This window comes from Kitasatospora sp. NPDC056531 (genome assembly GCF_042794375.1).
Taxonomy (GTDB): Bacteria; Actinomycetota; Actinomycetes; order Streptomycetales; family Streptomycetaceae; genus Kitasatospora.
In genome coordinates, this window is record NZ_JBHTTU010000141.1 from 8,873 (window position 1) to 10,888 (window position 2,016).

2 protein-coding genes are annotated in these 2,016 nt (G+C 73.6%); both read left to right on the forward strand.

The window, feature by feature from the left end:
* Positions 1-312 precede the first annotated feature (312 nt).
* A complete protein-coding gene (locus ACFQ87_RS41795; RefSeq protein WP_380616204.1) occupies positions 313-1,134 on the forward strand; it encodes a hypothetical protein in 822 nt (273 codons plus the stop codon).
* 168 nt (positions 1,135-1,302) lie between these two features.
* A partial coding sequence (locus ACFQ87_RS41800; protein ID WP_380616205.1) for a YcnI family protein occupies positions 1,303-2,016 on the forward strand: 714 nt, incomplete at its 3' end.

Genomic DNA, 2,016 nt, shown 5'->3' on the forward strand with positions numbered 1-2,016 from the left:
GGACAACCTGATCGCTTGGTCGGCTGGAGGGCCGGCGGGCCCAGTGGGGGAAAAGGAGCAAAACGGGGGCGAACCCGGGGGGGGGGGTGGGGACCGGGCGGGGGGGTGAACCCCCCCGCCCCGGTCCCTCAGGTCGCAGCGTCACTGCCCCGCGACCTCACCTGCCCAGCTGCGTCGGCGGACCCCGGAGCAGCGCGGCCGGGAAGGCCCGAGCGCTCGGCGTGAACCGCATCCGCCGTGCGCCCGCTGAGCCGTAACGAATGCGCGGCACCGTGCACGGAGTCTCGGCACGGATGGCATGATGTGCCCGCCATGTCTGTCCCCGGAACCGTGAACGTGCCCGCTCCGGCACGTCCCGCCGCAATCGACTTTCGCGTACTGCGCGCCGCGCCGTTCGCGACGGTCTGCGTCGTGCTGGCCGCAGCCGGTCACACGCTGGCCTCCGGCGCCGGGGTCCCGATCCGCACGGTGCTTCTGGCCTGGGTCCTGACCTGCGGCGTTGCCGCGTTCGGCGCGGGGCGGGAGCGGTCACTGTCCGCGATCACCGGAGGACTGGCCCTCGGCCAGCTCGGGCTGCACCTCCTCTTCCACTTCGGGCAGATGACGGCCCAGGCCCGGGCCGTGCGCGATCCGGGCGGCAAGGGCAGGATGCCCGCCATGCCGGAAATGCCCGATATGGCGGGTATGGGAACGGCCGACAGCACTCCCTCCCGGGCCGTGGCCACCCACCTGGCAGAGCCGGCCGGCCTCGGTGCCCACGCATCGGCGACGGCCGCGCCGCACGTCGCCGTGTGGTGCCACGCCTTCCTGCTCGGGTTGAGTCCCGCGATGTTCGCCGGACACCTTGCTGCGACCCTGCTGGCGGGGTGGTGGCTGCGACGTGGCGAGGCGGCCGTGTGGACGCTGGTCCGCACCACCGCCGAGGCGGCCTCGGCCACCGCGCACGCGTACGCGGCCCGGCTGCGCGAGGTGGTCACCCGGCTCGACGCCGTGCTGTCCGGTGACATCGGGCGAGGGTGGCGGCCGCTGCTCGCATGGTTCACCAGGACGAGCGGACGGTGGCGGCTGCCGTCACCGGTTCTGCTCCGGCACTGTGTGATCAGGAGAGGCCCGCCGGCGGCTGCCACTGCCTGACCGGACGGACGAGCGCATCCCAGCGCCCTCCGGGCCGGTGGCAGCTCTGCGCCCCTGACCACACCAGCACGCTCCATCCGACCCGCGGCGGACGGTCATCCCTGCTCGGAAGCAGGCCCTCCCGCCGACGGGTGCGCGTGCACGTTCCCACACGGAGAACAGACAGCCATGAGACTGTCCCCCAGCAACCGTCTTGCCGCCGCCACCGCCCTGGGCGCCGCCGCCGTACTGCTGATCGCAGGCCCCGCGTCGGCGCACGTCACCGTGCAGCCGTCCAGCGTGCCGAAGAACGCGACCGACCAGACCTTCGCGTTCCGCGTGCCCAACGAGGACGACAAGAACAGCACGGTCAAGGTCGAGATCGACTTCCCGACCGACCACCCGATCCCCTCGGCCCTGGTCGCGCCGGTGCCGGGCTGGACCGACCAGATCCAGACCACCGACGGCGACATCACGGACGTGGTCTCGCAGATCGTCTGGACCGGCGGCCAGATCGCCCCCGGCCACTACCAGGACTTCACCGTCGACCTCGGCGCGCTGCCGGACGGCACCGACAAGGTCGTCTTCAAGGCCCTGCAGACGTACGGCGACGGGAACATCGTCCGCTGGATCGACGAGGCCCAGGACGGCCAGAAGGAGCCGGAGCACCCGGCTCCGGTCCTCAAGCTGACCGCCGCCACCGCCGCCATCGCCGCCACCGGCGGCCTCGCCACGCCGGCCCCGAGCGCCGCCGCGACCGCCCCGGCGGCGAGCACGGCGGCGGCGAAGGCGAGCAGCAGCGACTCCACCGCCCGCACGCTCGGCATCGCCGGCATCGTCGTCGGCGTCCTCGGCGCCGTGACGGGCGTCGTGCTCGGCCGCCGTGGCCGCAAGGCGGACGGC